Annotated in this window: 27 protein-coding genes and 1 riboswitch; of the genes, 16 read left to right on the top strand and 11 right to left on the bottom strand. The window is 61.2% G+C overall.

The features are described 5' to 3' along the window. The first annotated feature begins 56 nt into the window (after window positions 1-56). Window positions 57-569, top strand: coding sequence for a L,D-transpeptidase family protein (locus AB1E34_RS06425; RefSeq protein ID WP_372571511.1), 513 nt, complete (start codon window positions 57-59; stop codon window positions 567-569). Here AB1E34_RS06425 and AB1E34_RS06420 read toward each other — a convergent pair. The 8 genes from AB1E34_RS06420 to cysQ all read right to left on the bottom strand — a co-directional run bounded on the left by AB1E34_RS06420 (window position 566) and on the right by cysQ (window position 9,463). Then, window positions 566-1,999 (bottom strand): sulfotransferase domain-containing protein, encoded by a 1,434-nt coding sequence (locus AB1E34_RS06420; protein ID WP_372571510.1) that lies wholly within the window; start codon window positions 1,997-1,999, stop codon window positions 566-568. The genes AB1E34_RS06425 and AB1E34_RS06420 overlap by 4 nt on opposite strands. A 6-nt stretch (window positions 2,000-2,005) precedes the next feature. Beyond that, complete coding sequence (locus AB1E34_RS06415; protein WP_372571509.1) at window positions 2,006-3,706, bottom strand: DUF5927 domain-containing protein; 1,701 nt, start codon at window positions 3,704-3,706, stop codon at window positions 2,006-2,008. Then, complete coding sequence (locus AB1E34_RS06410) at window positions 3,703-4,689, bottom strand: glycosyltransferase family 2 protein (protein ID WP_372571508.1); 987 nt, start codon at window positions 4,687-4,689, stop codon at window positions 3,703-3,705. Before AB1E34_RS06410 ends, AB1E34_RS06415 begins: the two co-directional genes overlap by 4 nt. A 224-nt stretch (window positions 4,690-4,913) precedes the next feature. Then, on the bottom strand, window positions 4,914-5,675 hold the full coding sequence (locus tag AB1E34_RS06405; RefSeq protein WP_372571507.1) for an FkbM family methyltransferase: 762 nt from the start codon (window positions 5,673-5,675) through the stop codon (window positions 4,914-4,916). Window positions 5,676-5,788: 113 nt separating this feature from the next. Continuing rightward, window positions 5,789-6,841, bottom strand: a complete 1,053-nt coding sequence (locus tag AB1E34_RS06400; RefSeq protein ID WP_372571506.1) for a glycosyltransferase family 2 protein — start codon at window positions 6,839-6,841, stop codon at window positions 5,789-5,791. Between the two features lies 1 nt (window position 6,842). Beyond that, a complete protein-coding gene (galE, locus tag AB1E34_RS06395; RefSeq protein WP_372571505.1) occupies window positions 6,843-7,826 on the bottom strand; it encodes a UDP-glucose 4-epimerase GalE in 984 nt (327 codons plus the stop codon). A gap of 39 nt (window positions 7,827-7,865) precedes the next feature. Then, complete coding sequence (locus AB1E34_RS06390) at window positions 7,866-8,666, bottom strand: 3-deoxy-manno-octulosonate cytidylyltransferase (RefSeq protein WP_372571504.1); 801 nt, start codon at window positions 8,664-8,666, stop codon at window positions 7,866-7,868. After that, window positions 8,666-9,463 carry a 3'(2'),5'-bisphosphate nucleotidase CysQ gene (gene cysQ, locus AB1E34_RS06385; protein WP_372571503.1) on the bottom strand — a complete coding sequence of 266 codons (798 nt, stop codon included), beginning with the start codon at window positions 9,461-9,463 and terminating at the stop codon, window positions 8,666-8,668. Before cysQ ends, AB1E34_RS06390 begins: the two co-directional genes overlap by 1 nt. Window positions 9,464-9,583: 120 nt before the next feature. On the opposite strand from cysQ, the gene AB1E34_RS06380 reads away from it, so the two are divergent. Next, a complete protein-coding gene (locus AB1E34_RS06380; RefSeq protein ID WP_372571502.1) occupies window positions 9,584-10,405 on the top strand; it encodes an ABC transporter permease in 822 nt (273 codons plus the stop codon). Window positions 10,406-10,422: 17 nt separating this feature from the next. Continuing rightward, on the top strand, window positions 10,423-10,998 hold the full coding sequence (locus AB1E34_RS06375) for a peptide-binding protein (protein ID WP_372571501.1): 576 nt from the start codon (window positions 10,423-10,425) through the stop codon (window positions 10,996-10,998). Here the strand turns inward: AB1E34_RS06375 and AB1E34_RS06370 are convergent. Further along, window positions 10,995-11,597: an alpha-ketoglutarate-dependent dioxygenase AlkB family protein gene (locus tag AB1E34_RS06370; protein ID WP_372571500.1), complete on the bottom strand. Its 603-nt coding sequence runs from the start codon at window positions 11,595-11,597 to the stop codon at window positions 10,995-10,997. The genes AB1E34_RS06375 and AB1E34_RS06370 overlap by 4 nt on opposite strands. A 216-nt stretch (window positions 11,598-11,813) precedes the next feature. Between AB1E34_RS06370 and dnaK the strand changes: the two genes are divergently transcribed. The 13 genes from dnaK (at window position 11,814) to radC (ending at window position 23,375) form a co-directional block, all read left to right on the top strand. Then, window positions 11,814-13,724, top strand: coding sequence for a molecular chaperone DnaK (gene dnaK, locus AB1E34_RS06365; RefSeq protein WP_372571499.1), 1,911 nt, complete (start codon window positions 11,814-11,816; stop codon window positions 13,722-13,724). Between the two features lie 75 nt (window positions 13,725-13,799). Beyond that, the gene (dnaJ, locus tag AB1E34_RS06360) at window positions 13,800-14,948 is read left to right on the top strand and encodes a molecular chaperone DnaJ (protein ID WP_372571498.1); all 1,149 of its coding nucleotides are present in this window, start codon (window positions 13,800-13,802) and stop codon (window positions 14,946-14,948) included. A 114-nt stretch (window positions 14,949-15,062) separates the two neighbouring features. After that, a riboswitch (TPP riboswitch) is annotated at window positions 15,063-15,163 on the top strand. Between the two features lie 45 nt (window positions 15,164-15,208). Continuing rightward, complete coding sequence (gene thiD, locus AB1E34_RS06355; RefSeq protein ID WP_372571497.1) at window positions 15,209-16,012, top strand: bifunctional hydroxymethylpyrimidine kinase/phosphomethylpyrimidine kinase; 804 nt, start codon at window positions 15,209-15,211, stop codon at window positions 16,010-16,012. After that, a complete protein-coding gene (locus tag AB1E34_RS06350) occupies window positions 16,009-16,986 on the top strand; it encodes an FAD-dependent oxidoreductase (protein WP_372571496.1) in 978 nt (325 codons plus the stop codon). The genes thiD and AB1E34_RS06350 overlap by 4 nt, the downstream gene beginning before the upstream one ends. After that, window positions 16,970-17,164 (top strand): sulfur carrier protein ThiS, encoded by a 195-nt coding sequence (gene thiS / locus AB1E34_RS06345; RefSeq protein ID WP_372571495.1) that lies wholly within the window; start codon window positions 16,970-16,972, stop codon window positions 17,162-17,164. The genes AB1E34_RS06350 and thiS overlap by 17 nt, the downstream gene beginning before the upstream one ends. A gap of 3 nt (window positions 17,165-17,167) precedes the next feature. Next, on the top strand, window positions 17,168-17,938 hold the full coding sequence (locus AB1E34_RS06340) for a thiazole synthase (protein WP_372571494.1): 771 nt from the start codon (window positions 17,168-17,170) through the stop codon (window positions 17,936-17,938). Next, window positions 17,935-18,531 (top strand): thiamine phosphate synthase, encoded by a 597-nt coding sequence (locus tag AB1E34_RS06335; protein WP_372571493.1) that lies wholly within the window; start codon window positions 17,935-17,937, stop codon window positions 18,529-18,531. Before AB1E34_RS06340 ends, AB1E34_RS06335 begins: the two co-directional genes overlap by 4 nt. Then, window positions 18,528-19,493: a ThiF family adenylyltransferase gene (locus AB1E34_RS06330; protein WP_372571492.1), complete on the top strand. Its 966-nt coding sequence runs from the start codon at window positions 18,528-18,530 to the stop codon at window positions 19,491-19,493. The genes AB1E34_RS06335 and AB1E34_RS06330 overlap by 4 nt, the downstream gene beginning before the upstream one ends. Before the next feature lie 16 nt (window positions 19,494-19,509). Then, entirely contained in the window at window positions 19,510-20,445 is a 936-nt protein-coding gene (locus AB1E34_RS06325; RefSeq protein ID WP_372571491.1) for an ABC transporter substrate-binding protein, read from the top strand. Continuing rightward, window positions 20,442-21,125 carry a thiaminase II gene (tenA, locus tag AB1E34_RS06320; RefSeq protein ID WP_372571490.1) on the top strand — a complete coding sequence of 228 codons (684 nt, stop codon included), beginning with the start codon at window positions 20,442-20,444 and terminating at the stop codon, window positions 21,123-21,125. The genes AB1E34_RS06325 and tenA overlap by 4 nt, the downstream gene beginning before the upstream one ends. Further along, complete coding sequence (locus AB1E34_RS06315) at window positions 21,122-21,850, top strand: ABC transporter ATP-binding protein (RefSeq protein ID WP_372571489.1); 729 nt, start codon at window positions 21,122-21,124, stop codon at window positions 21,848-21,850. The genes tenA and AB1E34_RS06315 overlap by 4 nt, the downstream gene beginning before the upstream one ends. Next, complete coding sequence (locus AB1E34_RS06310) at window positions 21,847-22,581, top strand: ABC transporter permease (protein WP_372571488.1); 735 nt, start codon at window positions 21,847-21,849, stop codon at window positions 22,579-22,581. Before AB1E34_RS06315 ends, AB1E34_RS06310 begins: the two co-directional genes overlap by 4 nt. A gap of 35 nt (window positions 22,582-22,616) precedes the next feature. Next, window positions 22,617-23,375, top strand: coding sequence for a RadC family protein (gene radC, locus AB1E34_RS06305; RefSeq protein ID WP_372571487.1), 759 nt, complete (start codon window positions 22,617-22,619; stop codon window positions 23,373-23,375). Window positions 23,376-23,424: 49 nt separating this feature from the next. Here the strand turns inward: radC and AB1E34_RS06300 are convergent, their stop codons facing one another. Beyond that, window positions 23,425-24,984, bottom strand: a complete 1,560-nt coding sequence (locus AB1E34_RS06300) for a substrate-binding domain-containing protein (RefSeq protein WP_372571486.1) — start codon at window positions 24,982-24,984, stop codon at window positions 23,425-23,427. Between the two features lie 23 nt (window positions 24,985-25,007). After that, the gene (locus AB1E34_RS06295) at window positions 25,008-25,988 is read right to left on the bottom strand and encodes a hypothetical protein (protein WP_372571485.1); all 981 of its coding nucleotides are present in this window, start codon (window positions 25,986-25,988) and stop codon (window positions 25,008-25,010) included. Window positions 25,989-26,033 lie beyond the last annotated feature (45 nt).

Here is a 26,033-nt window from a genome sequence, read left to right as displayed (position 1 = left end):
ATATTTCGTGATTTCGTTTTATGCGGGTAAAAAAGAGAAAAACGAGGCAGACGGCAATGGATCGGCGGACATTTTCACTGGGCGCGGTCGCGACGCTGAGCGTTTCGGCTTGCGGTACCAGTTCGGCAAGGCGGTTTCGTACCTATAACGGGCCCGAGGTGACCTCGGTTGTGGTTAACAAGGGCGCGCGGCGGATGTATCTGATGCATAACGAGCAGATATTGAAGGAATACGATATCGATCTTGGCTTTGCGCCTGCTGGCGACAAGCGGATCAAGGGCGACGGCAAGACGCCGGAAGGCACCTATTGGATCGACCGCCGCAACCCCAATAGCAGCTTTCATCTGTCGCTGGGCATTTCTTATCCCAACTCCAAGGACATCGCCGAGGCCAAGGCGATGGGGAAAGAGCCGGGTGGCGACATCTTCATTCATGGCGAGCCGAACCGGAACCGGCGCAAGGCCAGAAGCCCGGATTGGACTGCGGGCTGCATCGCGGTGAAGAATGAAGAGATGGAAGAGATTTATGCGATGGTCACCGACTGGACCCCGATCGCCCTACGTCCCTAGGGCGCGCGCCAGTTGGTGAACCCGAACTGGATATAGTCGCGCTGATAGGTATTGGCGCAGGTTTTTTCCAGATCAGCATCATAGATATCGGCCAGCGCATAGGGCTCGTCCGCTGTTCTGGTCAGCAGCGCAGGCGGGTCGGGATGGCCGAGTTGACGCGCGAGCGCGGGCAGTTGTGCTTGTATGTCATCCTCGCGCAGCACCATGTCCGGCAGCGCAAAACTGGCGAAACCTGCCAGCGTTTCGGTCTGACTACCCCAGCTTCCATCCACCCGGATTGAGGTCTGCCCGGCCAGATTCAGACGCAGAAATCCCAAAAACGCCTCGAACGCTGCGCGGTGATCTTCTTTGGTATAGCGGTCATCCGGTGCCTCTTGCGGCAGCGGGAGCTTGTAGTGGTCCCTGAGTATGCGCCGAATCCGCAGATAGCTGCCTTGTTCGGTTGCAAGGATTTTACGGCAAAAGACGGTGTGCGCCCGCGCCAAAGGATGGCAGACCAGCGTGAAACGGCGGTGTTCTGGCCGGTCTCGCATCCAGCGGCGGATGGCTTTCTGGTTGGCGCCAGATGTCAGATTGCCCTCGGACACATCATCCAGCGCTGCCATCCAGTGTCTGACCAAACCGTCCGGCCCGCCCGCCACGGGCATGAACATCAAAGGCGTTTCGGCCCCCAGAACATAATTCGGAACGGTCGGGCCCCGGCGTGGTTCGAAATTTGGTGTGCGGGTCAGGTTGAACCGGTCCAGCTTGGCCAGGGCTTTGGCCATGCCCTTTGGGTTCGAAACCTTGGCCTCGACCGGGTCGGGATTCTGCCGCACCAGGCTCTGATCCAGCTCTTTCAGGCGCCCCTTGACGCCAAGCCAGGCGGCGAGCCCGTTCAGAACCTCGACATCCTGCAGGTCTTCGTAGTCCAGATAAAACGCCGTCTGCCCCGTCTTCTGCAGCGCGTTCAGCAAGGTTACCTGAAAGGACTGAATGGTTTCGACGTGGTCCAGAAATTCCTGCCCGTCGAATTTGGCCTTGGCCTCTTTTCGGCGCTTTATGTTGGTGAGTTGCCATTGCTTGGTAGCGCGCGCGATTTTCCATGAGACATAGCTGTCCAGCGGATTGCGGGTCAGAATGATCTTGGCGCAGCGCGGGTCGGATAGCGCATGTTCCAGAATTCGCGGATCGTGATCGTGGAAATAGCGAAACCCGCCCAACGTGCCGGGGACATCACGGATCGCTGCAATCAGGGAGAGCGGATCGCGGTCGCGCGCCTCTTGCGAGATGTTCAGGATGTCGGAGTATTTCGGCCCGCCGATGAAATGCGGGTTGAACGCCTCGCCATAGCTGGTGATGCCCGGCAGCGCGTTCAGGTTGGCCTCAAGAAAATTCGAGCCGGTGCGCATCTCGGCGAAGACGATGAAATAGTCGAAGGCAGCGGGCATGTCGTGTCAGCGCACCAGATAGGGTTTGCGCAGCGGCCGCGACTGATTGACCAAATCCGGTTCGACCGGGAAATCGCCCATCAGATAGGGGTGCATACCCTGGTTCTTGAGGTTTTGCAGGAACTGCCCAAAGCCGCTCAGATCAACCATCGTCGGGGCCTCGGTCAGTTGGGGCGTCGGACCTGTGGCGATCTCATCGATGATCATCTGAACCGGTTCCATCGGTGATTCCACAAACTCGGCCATGGACCAAATGCGCACCCGCGCCTTGGTCAGGGGCGAGCGCAGGATGGTCAGATGCTCGCTTTCGATTTTTTGCAGCCGCGCCGCTTCGGCGCGCAGATCAGCGAAGTTGCGGTTTGACCGAAACAGCGGCACTGCCCAAGCACCGGTGATCACCGAGACTTGCGCGTTGGTGTCACGAGCGACTAGGTCGTTGATCTTCTGATTGTCGCCGGGTCCGAACTGGAAACACTGCCGTTCGCCGCGGGTATTCCAAATCAGGTTGGTCAGAAAGGCGGTCGGGTTATAGTCGCGCAACACCGCATTGTCGCAGAGCGCGCCGTTGATCATCGTGTCACCACAGGCGAAATTGACCCGTTCGGCCGCAAACAGGTGACCATGCACGCGCATCCCGGTTGCCTTTTTCAGCCAGGGCTCAAAATCCTCGAACAGCTCGGCAAAGCCCTGAAAGACCGAATAGGGATTTGATGTGAGCCCATTTTCATTGCCATGGCGGGGAAAGCGGCTTTGCATATAGAGCCCGTCACGCCCGCGTGTCCGCCGTTCCACCGCCTTGGCAAAGATCCGGTCGATCTTGCCGGGGTTGGGCTCGGTCCGTTTCATCGCCTCGGACTGGTCGGTCAGGAACGCCTGATAAAGCCGGTTGGCGCGGGGCCAGATTTTGCGGGCCACAAAGCAGTCAGAGCGCCGCAAAAGCTGCAGGTGGTCGTCATAGAAGATATGCGGCTTGCCCCTGAAATCGAACTTCGACAGGGTCAGCGAGCGGCTTTCGATGCGGCTGGAATATTGCCGCGCAAGGGTCTGGTAGTAACTCTCGTCAGGGATCCAGACCTGCCGGAAATACCGGTCATAGGCGGCGCGTTTGGGATCCTGCAGAATCGCTGACAGGGTATGACGGGTCAGGCACCACCACTGGCTGCCCATATGCGGTGTCAGCCCTTCGGGGATCTTCCGCTTCAGGCCCAGCGCGCGCTGAAACTCGACATATTTGTCGAACAGAAACCGGTTTTTCCGCCAGGAGAACGGAAAGCGCAGCGTGAACCTTTCGCTGTCCAGACCGCCAACGGTCCAGGGCACATCGGCGGTGGTGGCGCTTTCGATGAAGTCGGTGCGTGGCCGCTGGTCTAGATAGTCGATCAGCTCCTGCACCGGGCGCAGCGGCAGGCAGGCCCCAGACGCCAGAAAGACGTGGCGTACATCCGCAAAGCTCTCAAGCATCAGTTCGGAAGCGGATTGCGAGGCTGCCACGATCCCCCAGCCACCCCATTCACATTTATGGCGCTTGCTGAACCGAATATCGGGGTCATCGGCGCAGGCCGCGCGAAAGGCGTCATAGATCGGGCGGGGGACCTTTCGGTCGACATGGATGACCACCGGACAGCCCGCCGCGCGCCAGTGACGCGCCACCTGTTCTGCGCGATCCAGCGCAGTATGAACCAGCATGACAATGCCGACGCTGCTCATGCCCAATTCCCCTTGGACATGAGGCCCAGAATCTCAAGCTGGCGCCAGTTGATGTAGCGCTCTGACCATTTGCACCACATGTCGGGCTGATCTCGCATGTCCATTTCATAGGCGCGGTACTCTGCCGACTTGGCATAATGCTGGTTGCGCTGCAATTCCTCTGCGGCCTTGGCGGAAAACGTGTCCAGAAACTTGGTATGGAGCAGTGCGCCGCTGGCTTTTTCGCCGCCCCATTCTTCGTAAACCTGGTTCAGCCCGCGCGGTAACAGTGCATGGGTGGAGCTGACATAGGCGTATTTGCGCTGCCATTTGACCAGCGGTATCTTGTTGAGCGCCGGCGCTTTCCTGGGTGTATCGGCAAAGAACATCCGGCTGCGCGGACCGCCCTGTATCCACAGGTTGCCATAGGTCGGGTTCTTGGTGATCGAATAGTTGCCGCTGTCAAACCACTGCGCAATCTCCAGCGGGTCCTGACCGGGCTGATAGGACACGTCGCTCAGTTTTCCCTTGGGATAGATATCGACCAGCATTGCGCCAAAACTGCGGATTGAGGAGCCATCCAGCCAGTCGGTCAGCGCCTGGATCGGGCGGGTGTCGCAAAACGGGTAGATAAAGAACTCGTCCGGGTCGACAACCAGCGTCCAATGACCATGCGCATAGCTGCGCTTGAGGTAGTTCATCCAGTCGACACCATGGGCCGCGCGTCGATAGCTGTGGCGTGTGTGCCAGACCGAGATGTCGCTTTGCCCGGACAGGTAGTCCAGCGTGCCATCGCTGCTGTCATTATCGACCAGCAGGAAATGGTTGATGCCCATCTCTCTGTAATATTTCAGGAAATAAGGAAGCCTGATCTTTTCGTTGCGGATGGTGCTGACCAGCAGGACGTCGCCGGGCTTGATCGCGCTGGTATTGTCCTGAACCTTTGACAATTCACGACCCTTGCGCATGCATCGCAAAAGGCGGCGCTTGCGCCGCAACCTCATACGATACGAATCCCACAGACCCACGAAATGTCCAACCCTTGAGTGGTGCGACCGGACGAGCCCCCGACGGACGATCCGGCAAGGACAGTTGGCGCAACATATAGCCCATTTATTCGTATTGAATATTAATGGGTTTAAAATGCGTTATCATTTGGGCTTTTGTGCCACGCTCCAGTGCATACGTGATGCTCAAAATCCAATCGAGGGGAAATCTGGCTTGGCCGTCACCCCTTGAGCAGGAAACTGGGAAACTGCCCCAGTGCACGCGGGGTCTGAAAGGCCTGCGCTATGGGGCCTTTGGCCTCTTCGCTTTGGCAGTGCCCATAGAACTCTAGGCTTTCGCCAAGCGCACGCATCGCCTCGGGGCGGTCCTGTTCGTCGATGAAGGGCGCATGAGTCGACAGGTAGAGTGCCGGGCGCTGGGCACGCAGCCAGGGCAACAGCGTCGGCAGCAGCGAAAACTCTGCCCCCTCAACATCCATCTTGACCAGCGACACACCGCTCAGGTCGACGGATCGCGCAAACTGATCCCAGGCCAGACTGATCACATCGGTGCCCCGTTCCGGATCACCCAGCACCGAGGTCATCGAATCTCCGGCCTCGCCGCCGAGGCTGGCCATGCGGACGATCCCGGTGTCCTTCCAAAGCGCGACGCCAAAGGCCGAGACATTGCGGATATCGTTCAGCTCAAGGTTCCAGATCAGATGGCGATAGGCCACCGGATCAGGCTCGAAACACCAGACATGACGCGCGCGGCGTGAGGCATAGAGAACGGTCGGTCCGATCCAGGCGCCGATATCGACATAGTCGCGGTCGGGCGACAGGTTTTGGTCCAGCACGGCAAAGGTCTCGGGCTCCCACTGACCTGCGGTGGCCTTGCGCCAGAACTTGGAGTGATAGGGGTCCAGCCGGAAGGGCTCACCATTCAGCCTGCCGTTGTAATACCCGCGCGCGCGGTAGAACATCTTACGCGCTTTGGTCAACATGGCCTGCCTCCGTTTCGTTTCTGCGCCGGCGTATCTTGTGGTCGCCTGGCCCCGGTCCGGCCTGCCTTACCCAGATCGCGTGGCAAGGTCGATAGGTCTTTGACCGCCCCGCACTACAGACCCTCCCAACCGCCGCTGCTGAGCAGGCCCAGCCGGTGCAACTGCTGCCAGCCCTCGTACCGCTGCGATTGTGGGGTCCATAGGGTCGGCGCGGCTGCAATCCGGTCGTAATAGGTGCTAAACTCTTCGGGATGGGTGAAATGCTGTCCGCGCTGTTTCTCAATGGCGGATTTCGGAAGGATTTCGGGCAGGAATTTGGTGTGGAGCAACACGCCCGAAGGGGCGGTACCGCCCGGTCCGTCATAGGCGCAGTTCAGATCGCGCGGTAGGATCGAATGGCAGGAATTCACATAGGCATACCGCCGCGACCAGCGGATCAGCGGGATTTTGTTGAGCGTGGGCGAGCGTTCTGGGCGGTCGGCAAAGAACACCCGTTCGCGTGCGCCGCCCTGCACCCAGAGATTACCCAGCGGGTGCTGCCACTGGCCGCGATACGGGCTTGGATCGAACCCGTTCACCACCTCCAGCGGATCGCTGCCCGGGTTGTAGTCTTGCGCACCAATCGGCTCATTCGGGTAGAGGTCCAGCATCAATGCGCCAAACACCCGCCGGTTTTGCGCATCAAGCCAACCGGTCAGGTCGCGCAATCCAAGGCGGTCACAATGGGCAAAGACCAGCAATTCGTCCGCATCCGCCATCAGCACCCAATGCCCATGGGCATAGCGCATCTGCAACCATGTCACCCAGTCCAGACCGAACCGCGCGTCTCGATATGAAGCATCTGTATGCCAGAGCGAGACGTCCGGCTGACCGCGTAGCAACTCGGTAGTGCCATCGTCGCTGTCGTTATCGACGACTAGGAAGTGATTGATCCCAAGGTCGCGGTAATAGTTCAGGAAGTGCGGCAGCCGGGTGATCTCGTTGCGCATGGTGGCTACCAGCAGGATATCATCCGGCTTGATCTGCGCGGTCCGGTCCGCCAAAGCGCGCAGGTGATGGCGGCTGCGAAAAGACCGCCAGAGCAAGCGCCGCCGTTTCCACCGCAAGCGATAGGCATCTGTCCAGCCAATCGCGGTCGGCGGTTCGGAGGCGACGACGCGCGCCACCCTACTTCTCGTAGTGCCCGTTTTGGTGCCAGCGCCAGGCATCGGCGATCATCTGGTCCAGTTTCGAGCGTTCCGGTTTCCAGCCCAACTCCTGCAGGGCGCGAACCGAGCCCGAGACCAGCTTGGTGCAATCCCCGGCGCGGCGCGGGCCGACCTCATAAGGGACCTCGCGATTGGTGACCGACTTCGAATGATCGATCACCTCGCGCACCGAAAACCCCGATCCGGTGCCCAGGTTGAACACCTTGCTGCCCTTGCCGTCACGCAGCCAGTTCAGACCCAAAACATGCGCATCCACCAGGTCGCAGACATGTACATAGTCGCGGATGCACGTGCCATCGGGCGTGTCGTAATCGGTGCCGAACACCGTCAGCGCGTCGCGTTTGCCATCAATGGCGTCCAGCATAAGCGGCACCAGATGGGTCTCGGGGCGGTGGAATTCCCCCACTTCACCCTCGGGATCGGCGCCCGCCACGTTGAAATAGCGAAAGATCACATGGCGCAGCCCATGCGCGGCCTCGAAATCGACCAGAATATCCTCGATCGCGCGTTTCGAGGCGCCATAGGCGTTCAGCGGCAGTTGCGGTGTGTCTTCGTCCAGCACCACATTGTCATGCTCGCCATAGGTGGCGCAGGTCGAGGAGAAGACGAAATCCAGACATCCTGCGGCCACCGCCGCCTCGATCAGGTTCAGCGAGCCGGTCACGTTGTTTGACCAGTAGCGACCCGGCTGCGACATCGCCTCGCCGACCTGGCTGAGGGCCGCGAAATGCATCACGGCAGCGGGCTGGTAGGTGGCAAAGACCTCATCCAGCCGGGCGCGATCCAGCAGGTCGCCCTGCTCGAAAGGGCCGAATTTTACCGCGTCCTGCCAGCCGGTCACCAGATTGTCGAAGGTGACAGGGGTGAATCCCTCTGCCGCCAGCGCCTTGCAGGCATGCGAGCCGATATAGCCCGCGCCACCCGTTACCAGAATATTCGTCATGCGCCGATTTGCCTTATACAGTGTCTGCTACGGGCCCGTTTATTCGAGGCCCATGTCTTTCATCATCGCTTCCAGCCGGGGTACATCCTCGGGGTTGTTCAACTCCCAGAACTGGCGGCCTTTGGCTTCCACCTCGACACAGTGCACCCGGTGGCCCTGTTCCATGAAGCGCAACTGTTCCAGACCTTCCAACTCTTCCAGCGGACCGATGGGCCAGGTCGGATAGGAGGACAGCGCCTCGGGCCGGTAGGCATAGACGCCGACATGGTGAAAGACCGGGGTGGGCGCATCATCGGCATAGGTCTGGCTGGTGAAGGGGACCACTTCCTTAGAGAAATACATCGCTGTGTGATTGGCCGAGAACACTGCCGTCGTACCGCCGACCCGACCGTGTTTGCGGTCATGTAGAAAGCTGTTCAGCGCCGCACCGTCGCAGCGCAGCACAGGGGTTGCGACACCGGCACCGGGGCTTTGACGCAGGGCGGCCACCAGATCCTCGACAAACCAGTGCGGGGTCAGCGGCGCGTCGCCCTGCAGGTTCACGATGATCTCATAGCCACCGCCCAGCGCCTCATGCGCCTCGGCGCAGCGCTCGGTGCCGTTGCGACAGGTGTCCGAGGTCATCACAACCTCGGCCCCGAAACCCTCGGCCGCGTCGCGAATCCGGTTGTCATCTGTTGCCACCACCACACGATCAACGCCCGAGACCGCACAGGCAGCGCGCCAGGACCGTTCAATCAGGGTTTGCGACTTGCCGGTCGCGCCCTTGAGCGGCACTAGCGGTTTGCCGGGGTAGCGGGCCGAGGGATAGCGCGCGGGGATGACGATCAGGACAGACATCAGGCCTCTTTCAACTCCACACCGGGGGCGTAGGCGATAAAGAACGGGTTGGCATAGCCGTCCTTGCCATAGACCAGCGGTTCATGCGTGTCGAAGCGCACCACCTTGCCGCCCGCGCCTGCCAGCACTGCGTGCCCGGCGGCAGTGTCCCATTCCATGGTGCGGCCCACGCGGGGATAAATATCAGCCTCGCCAGTGGCGACCAGACAGAACTTGAGCGACGATCCCGCGCTCTTGCTGTCCTTGACGCTGTACTTGTTGATGTAGTCGTCGGTGGCCTGATCGCGATGCGATTTCGAGGCGACGACCATCAGCGCCGAATTGTTCGCGTTAGAGACTGTTATCGGCGTGGTTGTCCCGGCCTGATCCTTGTCCAGAGCGCCGCTTTCTTCGACCGATTGGCCATCGGCCTGCGTATAGAATATGCGCCCCTTGGCGGGGGCGTAGACCACACCCCGCGTGGGCGTGCCGTTTTCGACCAGGGCAATGTTGACGGTAAAGTCACCGCGCCGGTGGATGAACTCCTTGGTGCCGTCCAGCGGGTCGACGATCAGAAAGGTGTCGCCCTTGGCAGAATGCGAGGCCGCCTGTTCCTCGGTGACCAGCAGGATATCGGGAAAGGCGGCGCGCAATCCTGCCGAGATAAGCGCATCCGCCGCCTCGTCCGCTTCGGTGACCGGGCTGTCATCGGATTTGACCTTCACGTCGAAATCGTCGGAGGTGTAAATCTCCATGATCTTGTCCCCGGCTTCCAGGGCCAGCCGCCGAATGACAGGAATTAGGTCTTCGTAGGTCACAAAAAAGCTCCGATCTTGTGATTTGTTGCTCTGAGGCATTGGTGCTCTTATGCTGTTCCTGTAACGGAACGGCAAGATTTCCGTGCGAGATTTTGGGCAGCATTACGGGACGAGCCAGACGTGTTTCGATACCGCCGGAATACATCTCTGCTGAGCGGCGCGCTCACGATGGCCGAATTGGTCTTTCATTCGGTGGCGCGTAGCGTGCGGTCCAAACACAACAATGCGTTCCTCGCGCTCGGGCAGAACATGTTGCAGGTGGTCGTCATGGTGGCGGCGTTTTACTTCATGTTCCAGCTCTTCGGGATAAGAACCGCGCCGCTGCGCGGGGACTTCGTTTTGTTTCTGCTGACCGGTGTTTTCCTGTTCATGACACACGTTAAGGCGGTCGGTGCGGTGATGGGGGCCGAAGGGCCGACAAGTGCGATGATGTTACATGCACCGATGAACACCATCATCTCGATCAGCGCCTCGGCGCTGGGTATTCTATATATCAATATATTGACGGTGCTTCTGATCTTGTTCGGATACCATGCGATATTCGGTGCGGTCGAGATTCAGCACCCCGCTGGCGCCTTTGGGATGCTGCTATTGGCTTGGTTCACAGGTTGCGCAGTGGGGTTGATGTTTCTATCGATAAAGCCTTGGTTTCCGACAACGGTGGGAATCATGTCGACGGTGTATCGTCGTGCACAGATGATCGCATCGGGCAAGATGTTCGTTGCAAACGCTATTCCGGCATCAATGCTGGCTGTGTTTGACTGGAACCCACTTTTTCATATCATTGACCAGAGCCGTGGTTTTGCCTTCCGTAACTACTTCCCGCATGTCACCAGCTGGCACTATGCGCTTGGCGTTGGTGTGGTGCTGATCATGCTGGGACTGATGGGCGAGTTCTATACCCGCCGCCATGTATCGGCCAGCTGGTACGCCAAACGATGAGGATGGTTGGCGCGCTGATGATCCTGCTGATAACCGGTCAGGGTGTTGCGGCAGATCCATGGCCGCGGCTTTACGAGGTGACGGGCGTTGCCGCAGACGATGTCCTCAATATCCGCAGCGAACCGCGCGCCAGTGCTGACGAGATTGGCGCACTGGCCCCAGATGCGCGCGATGTCGAAATCGTGCGGCGCGATGAAAGCGGTAGTTGGGGTCGGATCAATGTCATGGAACATGGCGGCTGGGTCTCGATGCGGTACCTTGCCGCGCAGTCCCCCGGTTTTGACGCAGGTTATTCCGGACCGTTACATTGTTATGGGACCGAACCGTTCTGGTCGCTGAGCGCCGATCCGGGCGATACAGCAGAGTTTCGGTTCTTTGACGCCGAACCCGCAGCGTTGAGTGCAGGTGCCCGCCAACCGGCCATGGGCTATTCCGACCGATTGCGGTTTGCGCTGGGCGACGGCGGACAGGCGATCATCCGACGGGCGGAGTGTTCCGACGGCATGTCCAACAACGATTTCGCGCTTGAGATCGATCTGGTCCTGGATGACGACCGCTTCCTGACCGGGTGCTGCTCGATCGCCGCGCGCTAGGTCACAATCCGCAGGGTCAAGTTGATCCGGCCGCCCTTGGGCAGCAACCGCGAAGAGCTGAAGCGGATGCGATCGATCCCGTGATAGGTCAGCCGCGCAGGTCCGCCCATCACGACCACATCGCCCGAGTTTAGCCAGATCGATTCCGTCTTGCCGCCGCGCGTAGTGTTGCCGATGCGGAACAACGCGTCATCGCCCAGCGAAACGGACACCACGGGCCAGGAAAAATCCGCCTCATCTTTGTCCTGATGCAGCCCCATGCGCGCGCCTTCGCCGTAGTAGTTGATCAGGCAACTGTCGGGCCGCCGGTCAAGCCCGGTCAGCTCCTGCCAGATCCGCAGCACGTCCTCGGGGATCGCGGGCCAGGGCAGCCCCTTGGGATGCTGCGCCTCATAGCGATACCCGGCCCTGTCAGTGATCCAGCCAAACTCTCCGGCCGAGGTCATGCGCACCGACATTTTCTGCCCCCGCGACGTCACCGGAGAGATGAGTGGCGCCGCTTTCAGAATCGGTCGCAGCGCTTCGATCAGGCCCGCCTGCGCGGTCCCATCCAGATACGATTTCCTGATGTCGAACCCGCGCAAAAGCAGCCTGTTCATCCCGGACTTCCCATTCCTTGCCAAAGCCTTGCCAAAAAGGTCGCAGATTCACGAAAACCCTCGTTTCAGAGTGCTTGCAGCGCCTGTGCCCGACCCCTATATACGCCGGGACGCGCGATGGTGTAGTGCTGTCGCGCAACACTGAATCGGGATTTGAATGCCAGAACGGGTTCAAGTGCCGGGACATCGCCTTGAGATAGAAAGGGATCGAAACGCATGAGCAAAGTTATTGGGATCGACCTTGGGACCACAAACAGCTGTGTCGCCATCATGGACGGCTCGCAGCCCAAGGTTATCGAAAACGCAGAAGGGGCGCGGACCACGCCCTCGATCGTCGCCTTCACCGATGAAGAGCGTCTGGTCGGTCAGCCGGCGAAACGCCAGGCGGTCACCAACCCCGACAACACCGTGTTTGGCGTCAAGCGCCTGATCGGTCGTCGTTACGACGACGCGGCGGTTGCGAAAGACAAGAAAATGGTGCCCTACGCCATCGTCGATGGCGGCAATGGCGATGCCTGGGTCGAGGCCAAGGGTGAGAAATACTCGCCCAGCCAGATTTCGGCTTTCACGCTGGGCAAGATGAAAGAAACCGCCGAGAGCTATCTGGGCGAGGAAGTCACGCAGGCCGTCATCACCGTTCCGGCCTATTTCAACGACGCCCAGCGTCAGGCCACCAAGGACGCGGGCAAGATCGCCGGTCTGGAAGTGCTGCGGATCATCAACGAGCCGACAGCTGCCGCGCTGGCCTATGGTCTGGACAAGGAAGAGACCCAAACCATCGCGGTCTATGACCTTGGCGGCGGCACCTTCGACGTGACCATCCTGGAAATCGACGATGGCCTGTTCGAGGTGAAATCCACCAACGGCGACACTTTCCTGGGTGGTGAAGACTTTGACATGCGGATCGTCAACTACCTGGCGGACCAGTTCAAAAAGGAAAACGGTGTCGATCTGTCGAAAGACAAGATGGCCCTGCAGCGTCTGAAGGAAGCTGCGGAAAAGGCCAAGATCGAACTGTCCTCGACCTCGCAGACCGAGATCAACCAGCCGTTCATCTCGATGGACCCGTCCTCGGGCCAACCGCTGCACATGGTCATGAAACTGACCCGCGCCAAGCTGGAGCAACTGGTCGGCGACCTGATCAAACGCTCGATGGATCCGTGCAAGGCGGCTCTCAAGGACGCTGGCCTGTCGGCAGGCGACGTGGATGAGGTGGTTCTGGTCGGTGGTATGACCCGGATGCCGAAAGTGGTCGAAGAAGTGACCAAGTTCTTCGGTAAAGAGCCGCATAAGGGTGTGAACCCTGACGAGGTCGTCGCCATGGGTGCCGCCATTCAGGCCGGTGTTCTGCAGGGCGACGTCAAGGATGTTGTGCTGCTGGACGTGACCCCGTTGTCGCTGGGCATCGAGACGCTGGGTGGCGTGTTCACCCGTCTGATCGACCGCAACACGACCATTCCGACCAAGAAGTCGCAGGTCTTCTCGACTGCCGAGGACAACCAGAACGCCGTGACCATCCGCGTGTTTCAGGGCGAGCGCGAAATGGCCTCGGACAACAAGATCCTCGGTCAGTTCAACCTCGAAGATATCCCGCCCGCACCGCGCGGCATGCCGCAGATCGAGGTGACGTTCGACATCGACGCCAACGGCATCGTGTCCGTGTCGGCCAAGGACAAAGGCACCGGCAAGGAACACAAGATCACGATCCAGGCCTCGGGTGGTCTGTCCGACGAGGACATCGATCAGATGGTCAAGGACGCCGAAGAGAACGCCGAAGCCGACAAGGCCCGCAAGGAACTGGTCGAAGCCAAGAACCAGGCGGAAAGCCTGATCCACTCGACCGAAAAGTCGGTGGAAGAGCATTCCGACAAGGTGGACCCGACCACGGTCGAGGCCATCGAGCTGGCGATTGCGGCGCTCAAGGACGAGCTTGAGACCGAGAATGCCGACAAGATCAAATCGGGCATCCAGAACGTGACCGAAGCGGCCATGAAGCTGGGCGAGGCGATCTACAAGGCAAGCCAGGAAGAAGGCGATGACGAACCCGCCGCAGCCGACGCTGCACCGGGCGAGGATGACATCGTGGACGCCGAGTTCGAAGATCTCGACGACGACAAGCGTAACTAACGGGTAAACCGTGCCTGATTGGGCCGGTCCGGTATCCGGACCGGCCCATGCTCGTTGAGGCAGAAGGAAAATCGGATGTCAAAACGCGACTATTACGATGTGCTCGGCGTGTCCAAGGGCGCTTCGGCGGATGAGATCAAGAAGGGCTATCGCCGCAAAGCCAAAGAGCTTCATCCCGATCGCAACAAAGACAATCCCAATGCGGAATCGCAGTTCAAGGAAGCCAACGAAGCCTATGAGGTTCTGAAGGACGCCGACAAAAAGGCAGCCTATGACCGCTTTGGCCATGCGGCCTTTGAAAACGGCATGGGCGGCGGCGGCCCGCGCCCTGGCGGTGGTTTCGGGAACGGCGATTTTTCCAGCGCGTTTTCGGACGTGTTCGACGATCTGTTCGGCGATTTCATGGGTGGCCAGCGTGGCGGCGGTGGCCGTCGCGCGGCGCGCGGCTCGGACCTGCGCTACAATCTTCGGGTCTCGCTTGAGGACGCATATGCGGGTCTGCAAAAGACCATCAACGTCCCGACGGCAGTTGGCTGTTCCGCTTGCGAGGGCACAGGGGCCGAAGGTGGCGTCGAACCCACCGCTTGTCCAACCTGTTCCGGCATGGGCAAGGTGCGCGCGCAGCAGGGTTTCTTTACCGTCGAACGCACTTGCCCGACCTGTTCCGGTCTGGGCCAGATCATCAAGAACCCCTGTAACTCCTGCCAGGGCGCGGGCCGCGTCGAAAAGGACCGCGCGCTGTCGGTGAATATTCCCGCAGGTGTCGAAACCGGCACCCGTATCCGTCTGGCGGGCGAGGGTGAGGCCGGGATGCGCGGCGGTCCTCCGGGGGATCTTTATATCTTTGTCGAGGTCGCGCAGCATGATCTGTTCGAGCGCGACGGCGTGAACCTTTATTGCCGCGTGCCGGTTTCGATGGCCAAGGCCGCACTTGGTGGTTCTATCGAAGTGCCGACCATCGACGGCGGTCGAGGCCGGGTTCAGGTGCCCTCGGGCAGCCAGTCAGGTCGCCAGATGCGCCTGCGCGCCAAGGGCATGCCTGCGCTGCGCGGTGCGGGCGTCGGCGATATGTTCATCGAACTGGCGGTGGAAACCCCGGTCAACCTGACCTCACGCCAGAAGGAACTGCTGCGCGAGTTCGAAGAGATCAGCGATGACAACAACCCGGAATCGCACAGCTTTTTCTCTTCGGTCAAATCCTTCTGGGACGGCATGAAGGGCTGAAACCTGCAAATTTCCCTGTGTTAGAGCCGGTCCATTGGGTCGGCTCTTTTGCTTTGAGCTCGTAACGCCGCGTCATTTCCCCCTTGATTCTTTCCCGCGACCCTGAGATGAACGCGCAAACCGTTGGGGTGCCTCCGGGCTGAGAGCCGCATCTGCGTCAACCCATCGAACCTGATCCGGGCAGTGCCGGCGTAGGAAACGGTCTCAGAATATCGAGCGTGCCCACCGCCCATTGTCCACCCGAAGCGGGAGAGCAATGGATGACACCGATCGCCCTGACCATAGCCGGATCCGATAGCGGAGGGGGAGCAGGCATTCAGGCCGACCTCAAGGCGATGTCCGCGCTGGGTGTTTATGGCGCCAGTGTCATCACCGCCGTCACCGCGCAGAACACACAGGCCGTGACCGCCGTGCATGGCATCCCGCTGGACGTGATCCGCGCCCAGATCGACGCGGTGCTCTGCGATCTGGATGTGGGCGCGATCAAGATCGGCATGCTGGCCTCGCCCGAAATCATCCATGCAGTTGCTGAGGCGCTGGGCGGTTATGAAGGCCCCGTTGTCCTGGATCCGGTGATGATCGCCAAATCCGGTGATGCGCTGCTGGCCAATGAGGCGGTCGCGACCTTGCGCGACGTTCTGATCTCACGCGCCACCGTCATCACCCCGAACCTGCCGGAAGCGGCGCGCTTGCTTGAGGTCAAACCGGCCGAGACGCAGGAGCAGATGTTCGCGCAGGCACAGGCCTTGATCGGGCTGGGCGCGCAGGCGGTGGTGATGAAAGGCGGTCATGCCGAGGGCCCGGTCTGTCACGACATGCTGGTCAACGGCGTGGGTCTGCTGGCCGATTACACCGCGCCGCGCCGCGCCACGATCAACACCCATGGCACCGGGTGCACGCTGTCCTCGGCCATCGCGGCGGGGTTGGCAAAGGGGCAGGATCTTGAAGAGGCCATGCAGCGCGCCCATGGATACCTGCAGGGCGCTATCCTAAAGGCCGACGATTTGAAGATCGGTCAGGGTCATGGGCCGGTGCATCACTTTCATCAGGTCTGGGAACAGTGACGCTGCATTCTGTCATAGGGGCCGGCGTCGCCGGTCTGACGGTTGCGACCGAGCTTGCCGCGCGCGGCGCGCAGGTGCAGGTCTTTGACCCCGCCGGTCCACCAGGCCCGCATGGCTGTTCCTGGTGGGCGGGCGGCATGCTGGCGCCCTGGTGCGAATACGAAAATGCCGAGGAGCCGGTGCTGCGCCACGGCCAGACCGCCATCGACTGGTGGGAGCGTTACACGCAAGTGGATCGCGCCGGTACGCTGGTGGTGGCCCATCGCCGTGACCTGCCCGACCTGCGCCGTTTCTCGCGCCGCACCGAAGGTTATGCGCAGGCAGATCGCGATCAAATCATCCAATTAGAGCCTGATTTGAGTGGTTTCGAAGCCGGGCTGCACTTTCCACAAGAGGCCCATCTCGATCCCCGTTCTGCGTTGAAAAGCTTGCGCAAGGCGCTTGTGGCACAGGGTGTCCCTTTCTACGCCGAACCCGCGCCTGAGACGCTCGAAAACGCCATCGACTGTCGGGGTTATGCCGCCCGCGACCAGCTGAGCGATCTGCGCGGCGTGAAGGGTGAGATGCTGGTTATCCGCTGCCCTGATGTGACGCTCAGCCGTCCGGTCCGGCTGCTGCATCCGCGCATCCCGCTTTATTTGGTGCCGCGCGGCGAGGGCATCTTCATGCTGGGCGCGACCATGATCGAAAGCGAGGACAAGACGCGGATCACCGCCCGCTCGATGCTGGAACTGCTCAGCGCCGCCTTTGCGCTGAACCCGGCCTTCGGCGAGGCGGAAATCCTGGAAACCGGTGTCGATCTGCGCCCGGCTTTCCCCGACAACCTGCCCCGTATCCGGCGCCGGAACGGGCGCATCTATGCCAACGGCCTCTATCGGCACGGCTATCTGCTGGCTCCAGCACTGGCGCAGGGCGTGGCCGATCTGGCGCTTGAGAACAAACATTCGGAGTTCGTCGATGAAGATCATCGTTAACGGTGACCCCCGCGAGGTGGCAGCCACAACCCTGTCCGAGTTGCTGAGTGAATGCGGCTATTCTGGCCGGGTGGCCACGGCGGTGAACGAGGTCTTTGTCGCCTCCTCCGCCCGGATAGGTCACGTGCTTGCCGATGGTGATCGTGTCGAAATCCTCGCACCGATGCAGGGGGGCTGAGCGATGCGCTGCTTCTACGGCACCCAACTGGCCAACCCGCTGATGCTGGGCACGGCGCAATATCCCAGCCCCGCAATTCTTGAGGCGGCGTTTCGCGAGTCCAAGGCCGCCATCGCCACCGTCTCGCTGCGGCGCGAGGGGGCAGGCGGTGCAGGACAGAGCTTCTGGCAGATGATCCGCGATCTGGATGTGCATGTCCTGCCCAACACCGCGGGCTGCCATTCGGTGAAAGAGGCCGTGACCACCGCCCATATGGCCCGCGAGGTGTTCGACACGACTTGGATCAAGCTCGAACTGATCGGTCATACCGACAGCCTGCAACCGGATGTCTTTCAACTGGTCGAGGCCGCGCGCATTCTGACCGAGGACGGGTTTCAGGTCTTTCCCTATACCACCGAGGATCTGATCGTGGGCGAGCGTTTGCTGGGCGCGGGGTGCGAGGTGCTGATGCCCTGGGGCGCGCCGATCGGGTCGGGCCGGGGGCTGGCCAATGAATATGCGCTGCGCGCCATGCGGTCCGAATTCCCTGACACGCCGCTGGTGGTGGATGCCGGGATCGGCCTGCCCAGCCATGCGGCGCATGCGATGGAACTGGGCTTTGATGCCGTCCTGCTCAACACCGCCGTCGCCCGCGCCGGTGATCCCGCCGCGATGGCCCGCGCCATGGCGCAAGCGGTCGAGGCGGGCAGGCTGGCCCACCAGGCCGACCCGATCGAACCGCGCGATATGGCGACACCTTCGACGCCCGTGATCGGAAAGGCGTTCCTGTCATGACGCTCGACCGGTTTTATCCGATCTTCGACGACGTTTCCTGGCTGGCGCGCATGCTGCCTCTGGGCGTCAAGCTGGTGCAGCTACGCATCAAGGACCGCCCTGAGGCGATCATCCGCACGCAGATCCGCACCGCGGTTGATCTGTGTCGAACCCATGACGCGGTGCTGGTGGTGAATGACTATTGGCAGATCGCCATTGATGAAGGTTGCGACTGGCTGCATCTGGGGCAGGAGGATCTGGACGAGGCCGATCTACCTGCGATTCGAAAAGCGGGTCTAAAGCTGGGGCTTTCGACCCATGATGATGCGGAATTGGACCGCGCCCTGTCGCTTGACCCGGCCTATATCGCGCTTGGCCCGGTCTATCCGACGATCCTGAAAAAGATGAAATGGCATCAGCAAGGCTTGCCGAAAGTCACTGAATGGAAGGCCCGCGTCGGGTCGGTGCCCCTGGTAGGCATCGGCGGCATGAGCGTCGAACGCGCGCCCGGCGTGCTGGAGGCGGGGGCGGATATCGTCTCGGTCGTAACCGACATCACGCTGAATCCTGACCCTGAGGCGCGTGTCCGGGAGTGGATCGAGGTCACGCGATGAGCCGCTATGCGCGTCAGATGCAATTGCCCGAGGTCGGCGCTGACGGACAGGCGGCGCTGTCCAACGCCCGTGTATTGGTGATCGGCGCGGGTGGGCTTGCCGCACCGCTGCTGCCGCTGTTGGCGGGTGCGGGTGTGGGGCATCTGACCATCCTCGATCCGGACGCGGTTGCGTTGTCGAACCTGCATCGACAAACCTTGTTCACCGAAACAGATTGCGGTCAGCCCAAGGCGCTGTCCGCCGCGATGCGCTGTCAGCAGATCAACGCTGAAATCTCTGTGATTGGCGTGGTGCAGGCCTTGACCCCTGCAAACGCGGGGGAACTCGTCCAGCAGGCGGATATCGTGCTGGATTGTGCCGACAGCTATGCGGCGAGCTATGTGTTGAGCGACACCTGTCGCGGTCTGAAAACCCCACTGATCAGCGCCTCGGCGCTGGGGCTGAGCGGTTATGTCGGCGGGTTCTGCGGCACTGGCCCCAGCCTGCGCGCGATGTTCCCCGAAATGCCCGACAACACTCAAAACTGCGCCACATCGGGCGTGTTAGGGCCTGTTGTGGCCATCATCGGCGCGCTGCAGGCGCAGATCGCGCTGTCGGTGTTGCTGGGGTTTGATCCCTCGCCCATCGGTCAAATGGTGCAGGTGGAGGCGAAGAGTTTTCGCCTCTCGACCTTCCGGTTTGACTCCGCGCCCGAGCCCGAGAGCGGCTTTGCCTTTGTTGCCCCGACCAGCCTCGGGGCGCAGCACAAGATCGTCGAACTTCGGGACATTACCGAAGCACCGGTTCCGGCCCATCCCGACGCCGTGCGGATCACGCCGGATCAGGTGTACGCGGCCCTTCCTGACCCCGATACTCCGCTTGCGCTGTGCTGCGCCACCGGTCTGCGCGCCTGGCGGGCGGCAGAGCAGATCACAGAAATCTGGCCAGGCGAGATTGTCCTCGTCGCGGCCTCCACTTCATGAACAGGATATTGATAACATGAAGAAAATCCTCACCACCCTGACGCTCCTCGCTGCGACCCCGGCTTTTGCCGAAGACAAGATGACTGTCCTGCTGGACTGGTTCGTGAACCCCGATCACGGGCCCATCATCGTGGCACAGGAAAAGGGCTATTTCGCGGATCAGGACCTTGATGTTGAAATCATCGCCCCCGCCGATCCATCGGCCCCGCCGCGTTTGGTTGCGGCCGGTCAGGGCGATCTCGCGGTCAGCTATCAACCGCAGCTGCACCTGCAAATCCATGAGGGCCTGCCGCTGAAACGTGTCGGCACGCTGGTGGCCACACCGCTGAACTGCCTGCTGGTGCTCAAGGACGGGCCGATCAAGACGCCCGCCGACCTGAAGGGCAAAAAGATCGGTTTCTCGGTCGCCGGTGTCGAAGAAGCAGTGCTGAGCACGGTTCTGGGCAATTACGGCGTCAAGCTGGACGAGGTTGAACTGGTTAACGTGAATTTCTCGCTGTCGCCGTCGCTGATGTCCGGCCAGGTCGATGCGGTGATCGGGGCCTATCGGAATTTCGAGTTGAACCAGATGGATATCGAAGGTCACCCCGGCACCTGCTTTTACATCGAAGAAGAGGGCGTGCCGCCTTATGATGAGCTGATCTATGTCGCCAACCCGGACATGATGGATGCCGACAAAGTGGCCCGTTTTCTGGCCGCAACCGAAAAGGCCACGCAGTTCATCGTGAACCATCCGCAGGAAAGCTGGGAAATCTTCTCTGGCACCTCGCCGGAACTGCAGGATGAGCTGAACAAGCGCGCCTGGAAAGACACGCTGACCCGCTTCGCGCTGCGCCCCGCCGGGCTGGATGCCGGCCGCTATACGCGGTTCGAGGAGTTCCTCAAGGACAAGGGCCTGACTGACAGCGTCAACCCGGTCAGCGACATCGCCATCGACGTGACCGCGCAATGAGCGCGGCGCCGGACTATGGTCGCGCCTTCGGACTGATGCGCGCGGCCACTGGCGAGACGTGGCGGAACTATACCCGCCACGCCTTTGTCGAGGGGTTGAGCGACGGGAGCTTGCCGAATGACGCGTTTCTGCATTACCTGCGGCAGGATTTCGTCTTCCTCACCCACTTCTCGCGTGCCTGGGCGCTGGCCGTGGTCAAGGCGGACACCCATGAAGAGATGCTGGTAGCCTCGTCCACGGTAAACGGGCTGATCCATGAAGAGATGATGCTGCATGTCGGCGTCTGCGCCGAGGCCGGTATCTCGCATGAGGAGCTTGCCGCAACGCCGGAACGGCCCGAAAACCTCGCCTATACGCGCTATGTGCTTGAGGCCGGGTATAGCGGTGACTTCCTGAATTTGCTAGCCGCGCTCGCGCCTTGCGTGATGGGCTATGCCGAGATCGGTCTGCGACTGAAGCAAGAGGCGCGCTCGGACATCTATCAACAGTGGATCGACACCTATGCGGGCGATCAGTATCAGGCCTATTGCCGCGATGTCGGTGCCATGATCGACAGCGCTGTGACCCGCCGTCTGGGCGAGGGGTACGATCAACTGCCGGTCTGGCAGAGCCTATGCAAGACCTTCCGCACCGCCACAGAGCTTGAGGTCAAGTTCTGGGAAATGGGCCTGAACCCGTGAATTCGGCACCCGAGATCGTGGTCGAAGGGGGCGCCTCCATCGACGGCGTGCCCCTTTTCGCGCCACTTTCGCTCGTTCTGAAGGCGGGGGAATGGACCTGCCTACTGGGCGGCTCGGGTGTTGGGAAATCGACGGTTCTGCGCCTCATCGCCGGGTTGCAGACCGGGGCGATGTTTGGCGGCACCATCCACGCCTCGGACGGGCAACCTGTGGTACCGCGCGTGGCCTATATGGCGCAGGACGATCTGCTGCTGCCGTGGGCGGATGTGGCGCGCAATGTAACTCTGGGCGCTCGTTTGCGTGGCGAAAAGCCCGATGCGGACCGGTTGACGAGGTTGCTGGGGCGTGTCGGCTTGTCCGAGCATGCGCATAAGAAACCCTCGGAACTGTCTGGCGGGCAGCGGCAGCGCGCGGCACTGGCGCGGACGCTGATGGAGGACAAGCAGATCATTCTGCTGGACGAGCCATTCTCGGCGCTCGACGCCCGGACACGGGCCGATATGCAGGAACTGGCGGTCGAGTTGTTGCAGGGTCGCACCGTTCTGCTGGTGACCCATGATCCGGGCGAGGCCGCACGTCTGGGCCAGACCATTGCGGTGATGTCGCATCGCGGCCTTGATCATTGCGCGGTGCCGACCTCGCCCGCGCCGCGTCTGGTGGATGATATCGAGATGCTGGAAACCCAGGGCGCATTGCTGCGTCTGTTGCGAGAGCGCGCGGCATGAGGATCGGTGCCCCCCTTGCGGCGACCGTGTTCGCGCTGCTGCTCTGGCAAGGGGTGGTGATGTTCACCGGCCTGCCGCGCTTTATCCTGCCGGGTCCCGTGGTGGTGGCCGAAACCTGGTGGGCAAACCGTGCGGTGATCGCTGAAAATACGCTTGTGACCGGGCTGGAGGTTCTGATCGGCCTCGTCGTCGGCTCGGCGCTGGGGGCTGCAACAGCGATTCAACTGGCCTCGTCGCGGACTGCGCGGGTGCTGGTGCAGCCGATGCTGGTCTTCACCCAGGCGCTGCCGGTCTTTGCCTTGGCTCCGATCCTGACATTGTGGTTTGGCTACGGGTTAGGGTCGAAAGTCGCCATGGCGGTGCTGATCATCTACTTCCCGGTGACCTCGTCCTTTTTCGACGGGCTGATGCGCACCCCCGAGGGCTATCTGGATCTGGCGCGCACGATGCAGGCCAGTCGCCGCGCAATCCTGTGGCAGATCCGTGTGCCTGCCGCACTGCCCTCGCTGGCCTCGGGCCTGCGATTGGCTGCGGTCTATGCGCCGATCGGGGCAGTGATCGGCGAGTGGGTCGGGTCGTCGCGCGGGCTGGGCTATCTGATGCTGCTGGCCAATGGCCGGGCCAAGACCGATCTGATGTTTGCCGCCATGCTGACGCTGGGTGTTCTCTCGGTGCTGCTGCATCTGCTGGTGCGCAAGCTGACCGCGCGCATGGCGGGGGAGGCGCGTTAACCTCTCAGAAAGTGATTCCCGCGCAGCCTCGCGACATGTCCAATAAAAACGCGTTTCAAGAAGCCCCGATGCTGTTCGACCCGGATGAGGCCCCGACGGTTGCGCTGCCCATGGGCCGTATGCCGTCTTACATTAAGGATCACCGCAAACGCCTGCGCGATCGGTTCATGTCGGGCGGGGCGGCGGCGATGCCGGATTACGAGATGCTGGAGCTGGTATTGTTCCGCGCCATCCCGCGTCAGGATGTGAAACCGCTGGCGCGGCTGCTGCTGGAGACATTCGGGGATTTCAACCGGGTGCTCAGCGCGCCTTTGGAACGTTTGGCCAAGGTCAATGGGGTTGGAGAGGCGGTGATCACCGAACTCAAGATCGTCGAGGCCAGCGCGCATCGGCTGGCGCGGGCGCGCGTGCTGCAACGCCATGTGCTATCGGGCTGGGACGCGCTGCTGGATTATTGCCATACCACCATGGCCCATCGCGAGACCGAGCAGTTCCGCGTGCTCTACCTGGATCGCAAGAATGTACTGATCGCTGATGAGGAACAGGCGCGCGGCACGGTCGATCACGTACCGGTCTATCCTCGTGAAGTAGCGAAGCGGGCGCTGGAGCTGAATGCCTCGGCGCTGATTCTGGTGCATAACCACCCTTCCGGCGATCCGACACCGTCGCAATCGGATATCGACATGACGATGCGCATTCAGGATGCGTGTCAGGCGCTGGGGCTGGTGCTGCATGACCACCTGATAATCGGAAAATCGAACGAGTTGAGCTTTCGCAGTCAAGGGTATCTCTGACGCGCAATCCAAAAGTGGCCCCCGGGTTTCGGCGCAAATTGCGTCTGTCCTAACGGGTCCAGACTTCGACCCGGCGGTTCACCTGACGGCCCCAGTCGCTGTCGTTGCACGCCATCGGCATCGCCTCGCCAAACGCCTCGACACTAATTTCCACTCTGTCCAGATTGGCGGTTTCGGCGGCCTCAATCACCGCGTCGCGCACGGCCTTGGCCCGGCGCATGGCGATATTTTGATTGCCAGAGGCCGGGCCGACCCCATCGGAAAACCCGACAAAGACCAGTTTGCGCGCATCATAAGTGCCGGTTTCCAGCGCCTGTGCCAGCTGCTGGATGTTCGAATGGGATTGCGCATCGGGGCGTGATGATCCGGCCTCGAACCGAAACGAGGTGGTCAGACGCGCCAGTGGTGACAAGGTTTGCATCAACCGCTGCAATTCGGCCAGCGGCACTTCGTCTCCCGCTGTTGCGATCGCATTGGCCAGGCGGGCGCCCTGTGCGTCAAGTTCGACCAGTTCCGGCACTTGATCGACGAACCCTGCCTCTCGGATGACCAACTGAGCCGACGGGCCGCGTGTATAGACCAGAAATTCGCGCGCGGTTTTCGGCAAGCGACGGGCAGGAATGTAGAGGAACATGGGCGAATTAAGCGGGTAATCCTCGGTCTTGATCGACCGGCGGGAGGCGGCAAGCGTATACCCGCAAGCCCCGCTGAGCGTAAGGGGGCTGGCAGTGCCGATCTCGGCAAAACTTGCAATTCCGAGGGCGAAAGGGTCGGCCTTGACCGCGCGGGCTAGGTGGCTGCCCCGACCGTGGCGCACTGCATCTGCCGTTGCCACCGCGCTGGCTGGTTTCAGAATGCGATCCTCGACCGCTTGCGCCAGGCCCGACCCGTCGCTGGGCAGATGTACGGCAATGGGCGCATCCGGCCCACCCAATTCGGCCCAGTTGGTCACCGCGCCGGATAGGACCCGCGCCAGATCATCGACCGACAGGCTGCGCACAGGATTGCCGGGTGCAACGATAGGCACCATGGCGTCAAGGCTCAGAACGCGGCTGCGATTGGGCTGTGTCAGGTCGCCGAGCCCGGCTTCGCGGGCGCGCTCCTGCTCCTCGGGTCGAATTTCGCGCAACGCCAGGGCGATGTCCGCACGGCCATTCAAGAGCGCGTCGATGCCCTGATCGGTGCTCGATATCTGAAACAGGAACCGGGCTGCAGGCAGGGCCCGGTCCGGCTGGCGCAGCTCATAGATGAACCCGATGTCGGGCAGGGGCACGCGCTGGGTTATGTAGCCATTGTGGCGCGCGAACCCCTCAAGCAAGGCAGGCAGCAGCACCTCGGCTATGGTGGGCGACCCGGCGAGCGTGATCTCGGCCACGAAATCGGTCAATTTGGGGCAGGCGGGGCCATCGCAATTGACGCCCGAGGCATCGACTGTTAGTTCACCGAATTTGGTCTCGACGCGATAAAACTCGCCGTCAAAACCCAGAAACGCGCCGGTGATTGCCACCGCGCCATCGCGCGAGGTGAGTGTCACATCCTCTGCCAGACCGGGACGGACGGTGCCAGAAACGAAAAGCGCGGCGCAAACCGCCGCACGGAGCCAATTCATGGGAAACCTGATTTGCCTGCGGGTTATTTTTCCGCGATCTTCAGGTCTTCGACAAGATTATTCAACACCAGAAAGTCCCCCGTCGCGTCGCAGCTTGGCATCGACAGGGTCAAATCACGCATCCGCAAGCTGCGGTTTGCACGAAGTTCCAGCGATTGTGCGGCGATGTCGCGGTCGCAATTGGCGGCGGTTACCTGGGCCTCGATCGTCAAAGAGATCGCATCCGATTGCGACAGATGATCGCGGGGGAAGCTGTATATCTCGGCTACGCGAGAGCTGCTGTTGCCCAGTTTGCCCAGGCGAACGACGTCACCATAGGCACTTGGATTTGTGTCTTTTTTCCTCACCCCATCATCGCCCTTGGCGTTAATCTGCAGGCCGGACTCGCCGCCCCATTGGATCGCCACACGCTCGAAATCCAGCAGTTCGTCCACCTCGGCACGGGCAACGGCCCCGGCCCCGTTGTCAAACTCGATGATGAAAACCGCATGTTCCGACAGGGCCGGGATGGTGACATCAAGCATACCTTGCCCATCAGTGCTGTCGGTAAAGAAGAGGCCGCTATGATGCACCGTCACCCGCTGGTTCGGAAAACAGGGCGCATCCACGGATAGGCCCACACGTGCCAGCGGCAAGACCGAGGATGCCACGGTCACGTCACATCCCAGCTTCGGCAATAAGGGGTCGGCCTGCGACTCTGGTAGGGTCAGAAACTTGGCGGAAACCGCGCCGTCGGTCACATGTTCCAGCGTTGGTTGCTGCAGCCGCGAGGGGAGCGGCAGGCCGGGCAGTGTCGAGGTCAGCTTGATATCGCGAACCTCAAGCATGCCGTATTCATCCACCTCGGCGCGCGCAAATGGGGCAAGAACGCGTTGTTGCAACCCGGACGGATGCGGGATCATCGATGCGTATTGCACCGTCACGTCGCGCTGCATGAAATACCCGATCGCCAGTGCGCAGAAGGCTGTTCCGCCGACTGTCATTAGGTTGCGTGTCCGAATCATCACCGTTCCCCCGGCTGTGTTCGGATTAACCTTCCTTAAAAAAGG

Origin of the sequence: Ruegeria jejuensis (assembly GCF_041537905.1) — a bacterium.
Classification (GTDB): domain Bacteria; phylum Pseudomonadota; class Alphaproteobacteria; order Rhodobacterales; family Rhodobacteraceae; genus Ruegeria_C.
The sequence above is the reverse complement of the archived record's forward strand: the minus strand, read 5'-3'. Positions and strand labels throughout refer to the sequence as shown.

Coding starts and splice junctions, on each gene's coding strand:
- AB1E34_RS06415 (WP_372571509.1), bottom strand. CDS start 3,706: ATGAGCAGCGTCGGCATTGTCATGCTGGTTCATACTGCGCTGGATCGC.
- AB1E34_RS06370 (WP_372571500.1), bottom strand. CDS start 11,597: ATGAACAGGCTGCTTTTGCGCGGGTTCGACATCAGGAAATCGTATCTG.
- AB1E34_RS06375 (WP_372571501.1), top strand. CDS start 10,423: ATGATCCTGCTGATAACCGGTCAGGGTGTTGCGGCAGATCCATGGCCG.
- galE (WP_372571505.1), bottom strand. CDS start 7,826: ATGACGAATATTCTGGTAACGGGTGGCGCGGGCTATATCGGCTCGCAT.
- AB1E34_RS06295 (WP_372571485.1), bottom strand. CDS start 25,988: ATGATTCGGACACGCAACCTAATGACAGTCGGCGGAACAGCCTTCTGC.
- dnaK (WP_372571499.1), top strand. CDS start 11,814: ATGAGCAAAGTTATTGGGATCGACCTTGGGACCACAAACAGCTGTGTC.
- thiS (WP_372571495.1), top strand. CDS start 16,970: ATGAAGATCATCGTTAACGGTGACCCCCGCGAGGTGGCAGCCACAACC.
- AB1E34_RS06405 (WP_372571507.1), bottom strand. CDS start 5,675: ATGTTGACCAAAGCGCGTAAGATGTTCTACCGCGCGCGCGGGTATTAC.
- AB1E34_RS06330 (WP_372571492.1), top strand. CDS start 18,528: ATGAGCCGCTATGCGCGTCAGATGCAATTGCCCGAGGTCGGCGCTGAC.
- AB1E34_RS06300 (WP_372571486.1), bottom strand. CDS start 24,984: ATGAATTGGCTCCGTGCGGCGGTTTGCGCCGCGCTTTTCGTTTCTGGC.
- AB1E34_RS06420 (WP_372571510.1), bottom strand. CDS start 1,999: ATGCCCGCTGCCTTCGACTATTTCATCGTCTTCGCCGAGATGCGCACC.
- radC (WP_372571487.1), top strand. CDS start 22,617: ATGTCCAATAAAAACGCGTTTCAAGAAGCCCCGATGCTGTTCGACCCG.
- dnaJ (WP_372571498.1), top strand. CDS start 13,800: ATGTCAAAACGCGACTATTACGATGTGCTCGGCGTGTCCAAGGGCGCT.
- AB1E34_RS06410 (WP_372571508.1), bottom strand. CDS start 4,689: ATGAGGTTGCGGCGCAAGCGCCGCCTTTTGCGATGCATGCGCAAGGGT.
- AB1E34_RS06310 (WP_372571488.1), top strand. CDS start 21,847: ATGAGGATCGGTGCCCCCCTTGCGGCGACCGTGTTCGCGCTGCTGCTC.
- AB1E34_RS06335 (WP_372571493.1), top strand. CDS start 17,935: ATGACGCTCGACCGGTTTTATCCGATCTTCGACGACGTTTCCTGGCTG.
- tenA (WP_372571490.1), top strand. CDS start 20,442: ATGAGCGCGGCGCCGGACTATGGTCGCGCCTTCGGACTGATGCGCGCG.
- thiD (WP_372571497.1), top strand. CDS start 15,209: ATGACACCGATCGCCCTGACCATAGCCGGATCCGATAGCGGAGGGGGA.
- AB1E34_RS06390 (WP_372571504.1), bottom strand. CDS start 8,666: ATGTCTGTCCTGATCGTCATCCCCGCGCGCTATCCCTCGGCCCGCTAC.
- AB1E34_RS06340 (WP_372571494.1), top strand. CDS start 17,168: ATGCGCTGCTTCTACGGCACCCAACTGGCCAACCCGCTGATGCTGGGC.
- AB1E34_RS06425 (WP_372571511.1), top strand. CDS start 57: ATGGATCGGCGGACATTTTCACTGGGCGCGGTCGCGACGCTGAGCGTT.
- AB1E34_RS06325 (WP_372571491.1), top strand. CDS start 19,510: ATGAAGAAAATCCTCACCACCCTGACGCTCCTCGCTGCGACCCCGGCT.